Source organism: Brevibacterium picturae, assembly GCF_030453725.1.
Classification (GTDB): domain Bacteria; phylum Actinomycetota; class Actinomycetes; order Actinomycetales; family Brevibacteriaceae; genus Brevibacterium; species Brevibacterium sandarakinum_A.
In genome coordinates this window covers 1-7,028 of sequence record NZ_JAKDJU010000155.1, presented here as the reverse complement: position 1 = coordinate 7,028, position 7,028 = coordinate 1, and the positions used below count along the sequence as shown (strand labels likewise).

At 65.7% G+C, this 7,028-nt stretch carries 6 protein-coding genes; 2 read left to right on the top strand and 4 right to left on the bottom strand.

The annotated features are described in order from the left end of the window. A partial coding sequence (locus tag L0G76_RS12765) for a cation:proton antiporter (RefSeq protein WP_304357568.1) occupies positions 1–1,241 on the bottom strand: 1,241 nt, incomplete at its 3' end. 157 nt (positions 1,242–1,398) lie between these two features. Between L0G76_RS12765 and L0G76_RS12760 the strand changes: the two genes are divergently transcribed. Both L0G76_RS12760 and L0G76_RS12755 read left to right on the top strand, forming a co-directional pair. After that, positions 1,399–2,178: an enoyl-CoA hydratase gene (locus tag L0G76_RS12760; RefSeq protein WP_304357567.1), complete on the top strand. Its 780-nt coding sequence runs from the start codon at positions 1,399–1,401 to the stop codon at positions 2,176–2,178. 78 nt (positions 2,179–2,256) lie between these two features. After that, positions 2,257–3,189: an NAD-dependent epimerase/dehydratase family protein gene (locus tag L0G76_RS12755; RefSeq protein WP_304357566.1), complete on the top strand. Its 933-nt coding sequence runs from the start codon at positions 2,257–2,259 to the stop codon at positions 3,187–3,189. Positions 3,190–3,208: 19 nt separating this feature from the next. Here the strand turns inward: L0G76_RS12755 and L0G76_RS12750 are convergent, their stop codons facing one another. From L0G76_RS12750 to pheA, 3 genes are all read right to left on the bottom strand, one after another. Then, on the bottom strand, positions 3,209–4,018 hold the full coding sequence (locus tag L0G76_RS12750) for an SDR family oxidoreductase (protein WP_304357565.1): 810 nt from the start codon (positions 4,016–4,018) through the stop codon (positions 3,209–3,211). Next, on the bottom strand, positions 4,015–5,853 hold the full coding sequence (locus L0G76_RS12745; RefSeq protein WP_304357564.1) for an FAD-binding dehydrogenase: 1,839 nt from the start codon (positions 5,851–5,853) through the stop codon (positions 4,015–4,017). The genes L0G76_RS12750 and L0G76_RS12745 overlap by 4 nt, the downstream gene beginning before the upstream one ends. 225 nt (positions 5,854–6,078) lie before the next feature. Continuing rightward, positions 6,079–7,017: a prephenate dehydratase gene (pheA, locus tag L0G76_RS12740; protein ID WP_304357569.1), complete on the bottom strand. Its 939-nt coding sequence runs from the start codon at positions 7,015–7,017 to the stop codon at positions 6,079–6,081. Positions 7,018–7,028 lie beyond the last annotated feature (11 nt).

Below are 7,028 nucleotides of genomic sequence, written 5' to 3'. Positions count from 1 at the left end.
TCCTTCTCCGCTTCGTCGTCGATGCCGAGGACGTTGACGATGGTGGGGAAGGTCAGGCCGGCCAGCACCAGGGTGACGAGCAGGATCACGGCGGCCGCGACGAGGATGTAGGCGCGGCCGGGGAACGGTTCGCCGGTCGCCGTGGTCGCCGGAATCGACAGCGCCAACGCGATCGTGGCCAAACCGCGCATTCCGCCCCAGGTCATGAGGGTGGCATCCCTGATGTTCAGTGGTGCGGCATCCGGATCGTCCTGTCTGCGCTTGTTCTCCAGCACGGTTCCGATGAGCAGCCACCCGAATCTCACCGCAATGACGACGAGCGCGATGCCCAATCCGACGAGGACGGCTTTGCCCAGGTCATCGGGCTGGGATTCGACGACCATGCGCAGGTCGAGGCCGATGAGGCCGAAGGCGATGCCGGTGATGAGCATCTCGAGGACCTGCCACGTCGAGGCCTGGGTGACGCGTTCCGCGGAATTGCCCTCGACATCGCGTCGGCGCACCTCGAGTGCGGCCACGACGACGGCGATGACGCCGCTGGCGTGGAAATGTTCGGCGATGAGGTAGACGCCGAAGGGCAGCATGAGCATCAGCGAGGAGCGGGCGATCGTGTGATCGATCTTCTCCATCACCCACCACACGATGAACACGACGACGAGGCCGACGGTGATGGCGACGACCGCGGAGATGAGGAAGGACAGCGCCAGCTGCCCGAAGTCCACCTCGGTGCCGGACATCGCCGCGGCCATCGCGGTCTGGAAGATCACGAGGGAGGCGGCATCGTTGAACAGCCCTTCGCTCTGCAGGGTGGACATGATCCGCCGAGGTATCGACACGGTGCCGGCGACCGCATCGACGGCGACGGGGTCGGGTGGGGCGAGCATGGCTCCCAGCGCCACCGCGGCGGCGATCGTGATCCCGGGGATGAGGAGGACCGCGGTTCCGGCCACGGCCGCCACCGTGACCCCGACGAGCGCGACCGCCATGCCCAGGATCGTGCGCCAGCGGATGGCGAAGAGCGCCCATGAGGTCTTCTGCGCTGCCGCGAACAGAAGCGGGGGCAGGAACAGGGGCAGGATGAGCTCGGGCTCGATGGTGATCTCGGCGAACGTGGGGATGAACGCACCGGCGATGCCGATGACGACCATCAGTGCAGGCCAGGGGAGGCGCAGCTTCTGTCCCAGACCGACGACCACACTGGTTGCGGCACCGAATCCGATGATCATCAGCAGGGTCGTCATGGTCGTCTCCTCGCAATGTCAGGCAGGCGGTGCGCACCGCAGCACTGGCGTCGATGTCATCAACATCGTCTGCTCGAGGGCGCCTGGCAAGGACTCAGAAACGAATCCACATCAGGTTTCCGTGCCGGGACCAACGATATTTTGGCAGAATGCTGTTATGTCTGACTCAATTGTATTCTCTCTGGCCGACGACGCAGTCGCGACGATTTCGATCAACGAACCAGACACCCGGAATGCGCTGTCGCGCTCCGTGATGGAAGAGCTCGTCGACACCCTCGCCGAGGTGGGCCGACGCACCGACGTCCGTGCAGTGATCCTGTCCACCGCAGGACACGTCTTCAGCTCCGGGCATGATCTCAAAGAGATCCGTGGAGCCGAGTTGGAATCGCAGCAGGAGACCTTCGCCGTCTGCTCGGAACTCATGCAGCTGATCCAGTCGATCCCGCAGCCGGTCATTGCACAGGTCCAAGGTGTGGCGACCGCAGCCGGGTGCCAACTCGTTGCCAGCTGCGACCTGGCGGTGGCAGCGCAGTCGGCTCGGTTCGCCACCCCGGGTGTGAAGATCGGCCTGTTCTGCTCCACGCCCATGGTGGCGCTGACTCGGGCGGTGCCGGCGAAGACGGCGATGCGGATGCTGCTGACCGGGGACTTCCTCAGTGCTGCCGATGCTCTGACGTTCGGGCTGGTCTCCGACGTGGTTGCCGATGACGAGTTGGAGACGGCGACTGCCCAGCTGGCGCGGAAGGTCGCGTCCGCCTCGTCGGCTACAGTGGCACTAGGCAAAGCGGCGTTCTACGAGCAGCGTGATCTGCCTGTGGCAGAGGCCTACGGACGCATGTCGGAGGTGATGGCGCACAACGCCGTCGCAGCCGATGCGCAGGAGGGGATCGATGCTTTTCTGGGCAGAAGAGAGCCTGCGTGGCAGCATCGGGGCTGACAGTGTGATTTCCTATGACTGTGTGGCTTGTCCGGACGGACCGGATGAGATGCTTCAGACGATGATGGAGGATCAGACGTGGCGGTAATCGTGACCGGAGCCAGCGGCTTCATCGGTGGCGCCATCGCCCGTGCCCTGGCGACCAGGGATGAGACGGTCTACGCGCTGGGGCGACGCGACCCTGAGATCCCCGGTGTGAACTTCCAAACCTGGGACATCACCGAACCTGCACCCGAATCAGTGACGTCCCTGGCGGCGAAGGCCTCGGCGGTCTTCCACTGCGCAGGCATCGCTGAAGTCAGCGCCGACGACGATGAGCTCTACAGCGTGAAGGTCACGGGGACCAGGAACGTGCTCGACGCATTCGCGAAGGCGCGGATCGTGCATATCTCTTCGACAACGGTCTATGCCACCACCGAGCCTCATTCGGACCTGTGGGAAGAAGCCGGCCCCAAGGATCCCAACGATTTCCACGATGCCTATTCGAGGACGCATGCCTTGGCCGAGCAGCTCGTGATGCGGATCCGCCCCGATGCCGCCATCCTCCGACCGGCCGCGGTCTACGGGCAGGGGGAGACGATGCTCATGCCGTATCTGAGCCGAGTGGCGAAGAAGGGGGTCCTGCGACTTCCCGGCGGCGGCAGGCAGAAGATCACCCTGACCCATATCGACAATTTGGTGCGCGCGGCGATCGCCTGCGTCGACGTGCCGTCGGCCTCGGGACCGTTCAACATCGGAGACCCGACCCCGTACAAGCTCAAGGACGCGGTCTCCACGCACTTCGCCCGCATGGACTATGAGCCTGTGGTCATCGACGCGATCGCGAAGGACAAGGCACTGTTCGCCGCGAAGCTGGGCCTGAAGATCAAGACGTTCTTCAAACGGGGCAATCGAGCCGAGCTGTTCCTCGTCGAATACCTCCAGCACGACCGGACCTACAACCTCACCCGTCAGCACCGCGTGCTGGGAATCTCGACGACCCAGCATCTCGTGCCCTCGCGTCTCCAGTAGCCGAATCGCCCGGCGGCGATCACCGCTTGAGTCCGTGCTGGCCCGCAATGATCCGTGACATCACACCTCGCGGAAGTACCCGTTTGAGCAGGAACGGCAACGGCGACCTGCTGCCCGCAGCATAGAATTCGCGGGGCCTGGTGGCTTCGATGGCCGTGACGATGGTCGCGGCGACGGTTTCCGGTGAGATGCCGTTTCGCTCATTGTCATCGAGGTGCTCAAGCATTGTGGTCACGTCGTCGGTGTAGGCGGAATCGGGGGTGAGGTACTTCGTCCGCCGGTTGCCGATTCCGGTGGAGATGGACCCTGGCTCGACGACGCTGACCCACACATCGAACGGCGAGAGCTCCTGGCGCGCGGCCGTGGCGAACCCGCGCAGGGCGGCTTTGGATGCGACATAGGAGCTGCGATGGGCAAGGGGGAAGCTTGCGAGCATGGACCCGACCATGATGATCCGGCCACGACGCCGCTGGCGCATTCCTGCCAGGGCGAGCTGGCTCAGCCGCACCGGCCCGAAGACATTCGTCCGGAACAGGCGGTCGACGGCCTCGGGCGGAAGCTCCTCGAAGGGGCCTGACTGGCTCTCGCCGGCGTTGTTGACGAGAACGTCGACCTCGGCGACCTCGTTCTTCAGGGCCTCGACGCTGCCGGGGTCGGCGAGGTCGAGCCGAAGATAGCGCACACCGGGGACCCGTTCGCTCGCCCGGATCCGCTCGGGATCTCGACTCGTGGTCAGGACCGCATAGCCTCTGTCTGCCAGCACCCTGACCAGTGCGGCGCCGATGCCGGAGGTGCCGCCGGTGACGAGCACTGTGAGATTGGTATTCACTCTGACCACTGCTCCGTTCGATTGACGTCGTATGGCCCGCCCCCGGCCACAGCCCCGCGCGCTCCGGAGTGCTTCGCCACGGCCCGCCCGGCGCGCATCCCCGAGAAGATGCAGCCGCCGAGGAACGTTCCTTCCAGCGCGTTGTAGCCGTGCATGCCCCCGCCGCCGAATCCGGTCACCTCACCGGCGGCATACAGCCCGGGAATCGGTGCACCGCCGACCCCGATGACCTGGGCATCGAGGTTCGTCTCCAATCCGCCCAGCGTCTTGCGTGAGAGCAGACTCAAGCGCACCGCGATGAGAGGTCCATGGGCCGGGTCGAGGATCTTGTGCGGCTTCTGCACCCGCACGATCTTGTCGCCGAGGTAGTTCCTGGCATTGTGAATCGCCTGGACCTGCGCATCCTTGGAGAACGCATTGTCCATCTGCCGATCGCGTTCGACGATCTGTCCGAGGAGGCGGTCATGATCGATGACGGGCCCGCGCGAGCGCTCGTTCATCCCCGCGACGAGTTCCTCGGTGGTGTCGGCGACGACGAAGTCCGCGCCGAACTTCTTGAACGCCTCCACCGGGCCGGGCGCATCGGAGGACCGGGCACGGTCGAGGGTCAGGCGCCAGTCCTTCTTCGTGATGTCCGGGTTCTGCTCCGAGCCGGAGAGTGCGAACTCCTTGCGGATGATTGACTCGTTGAGCACGAACCATGAGTAGTCATGCCCGGTGGACAAGATTGTGCGCATGGTCTTGTTCGTATCGAACCCGGGATAGTTCGGAGCCGGGAACCGATTGCCTTCGGCGTCGAACCACAGCGATGAGGGCCCGGGAATGATGCGAATACCGTGGTTGGGCCACACCGGGTTCCAGTTCTCGATGCCTTCCGTGTAGGCCCAGATCCGATCCCGGTTGATCAGGCTCGCACCCGCGTGTTCGGCAATGGCGAGCATGCGGCCGTCGACATGGGCGGGCACTCCTGCGAGCATCGTCTGCGGGAATTCGCCGAGGCGCTCGACCGGCCAGTACTGACGCATGAGGTCGAAGTTGTGTCCGATGCCGCCGCTGGTGACGATGACCGCGGGGGCGTGGACTTCGAAGTCGTCGACCTCATCGCGGTTCGACTCGATGCCTCGGCCGGTGTGGCTGGGGGCAAGTGTTCGCCCGCGAACCCCGACGACGCTGCTTCCGTCGCCATGGCCGCCGTCCTCGACGTTGCCGCTGTCCTCGACGACGAGTTCATCGACCCGGTGGCGAAATCCCATGGTCACGAGGCCCGCGGATTCGGCTCGTTCCACCGGCTCACGGAAGACCCGCACCACCTCGGGGCCGGTGCCCCACGTGAGATGGAATCTCGGCACGGAATTGCCGTGTTCGGATGCGCCGGATCCGCCCCGTTCGGCCCAGCCGACGACCGGAGTCAGACGCAGTCCCAGGTCATGGAGGTAGCGACGCTTGTCCCCGGCCGCGAACTCCAGGTAGGCCTCGGCCCACTGCCGGGGCCAGCGGTCCTCGTCCCGGTCGAAGCCCGCCGAGGTGGCCCAGTCCTGCCGTGCCAAGTCGAGTGAGTCGTGGACGCCGAGCCGACGCTGCTCGGGGGAGTCGACGAGGAAGAGACCGCCGAGTGACCAGAAGGCCTGTCCGCCGAGGTTGGCCCGATTCTCCTGGTCGAGGATGAGCACCCTTTTGCCGGCGAGGCTGAGCTCATGAGCGGCGACCAGCCCGGCGAGACCGGCTCCGACGACGATCGCGTCGAAGCGGCCGTGTCCGTCAGGGAAGCCGGACCCGTCGGAGGAACCTGCTGCGCCGCCCCGGTCGGGAGCGTCGGTCGGTGAGCTGCTTGCCATGGGCGACTCCTTCGTCGATGTGTGGGCCTGGCGACCCCATGCACTCTCAGACTACTGTCCTCCGAGCCCACCAGGACACACAGCGCCCATACGCCGGCCGACATCGCGGCCACGTGGTCGACCGCCGGCCGCCTTCGTGGGCCGTGGTCGATTTCGGCGGGCATTTCGACCGTGAGCGCACTATGACGGCAGGCACCGGGTACCAGGCGCCGGGTATATGGGGTCTCAGCCGTTCAGCGTCGTATTCAGCCAGGCAGTGGCGGCCGCGAAGGAATCGTCTGTGGTCGTCGGGTCCAGCGGCACCGTGTTCTTCGAGGCGCTGGGGTAGCTGCCGAGGAACCGCAGGTTCCGGGTCACACGGTGGACTCCCTGCAGGGCATCGGCCATCCGGGCCTCGTGCACATGGCCCAACAGGTCGATCGAGAACTGGTAGAGCCCGAGGCCGCCTCCGGTGGGCCGGGATTCGATGCGCGACATGTTCACACCACGGCTGGAGAATTGCTCGAGCATCTCCAACAGCGCACCGGCACGGTCGGAGCGCAGTGAGGCCACGACCGTGGTCTTATCGGATCCTGTCGGTGCAGGAATAGTGCCGGGGCGAGCGACGACGACGAAGCGAGTCTCGGCGTCCTGTCGTTCTCCGATGTCATCGGCGAGGACCTCAAGACCGTAGCGTTCGGCTGCCAGCGCTGGGCACACCGCTGCCACATGATCGGCGGCGTCGTTGGCCAGGTCCCGTGCGGCCGCGGCCGTCGATGAGGTGGGGAGGTAGACGGCATCGGGGAAGTTCGCGGACATGAACGTCCGCACCTGCGCCTCACCGTGCGGGTGGGAGCCGAACGAGGTCAGCGTGTTGGGATCCGTTCCCGGCTTCACCGCCAGGACGAAGCGCACGGGCACAACCACCTCGGCGACGATCTGGAGCCGGCCATGATCGGTCAGGGCGTCGATCGTGGCAGGCACGCCGCCCTCGACGGAGTTCTCGATCGGGACGACTGCGGCGCTGCAGTCGCCGTCGAGGACGGAGTCCAGCGCCGCGACGGCATTGCGCATGGGCTGGGACCTCGCCGTCGTTCGCAGACCCTGCGTATCCAGGTACTTCAGCAGCGCGGCCTCGGTGAATGTGGCCTCGGGGCCCAGATAGGCGAAGCGCTCGGTGCCCACTCGCTCGGTGC

Coding starts and splice junctions, on each gene's coding strand:
- L0G76_RS12760 (WP_304357567.1), top strand. CDS start 1,399: ATGTCTGACTCAATTGTATTCTCTCTGGCCGACGACGCAGTCGCGACG.
- L0G76_RS12745 (WP_304357564.1), bottom strand. CDS start 5,853: ATGGCAAGCAGCTCACCGACCGACGCTCCCGACCGGGGCGGCGCAGCA.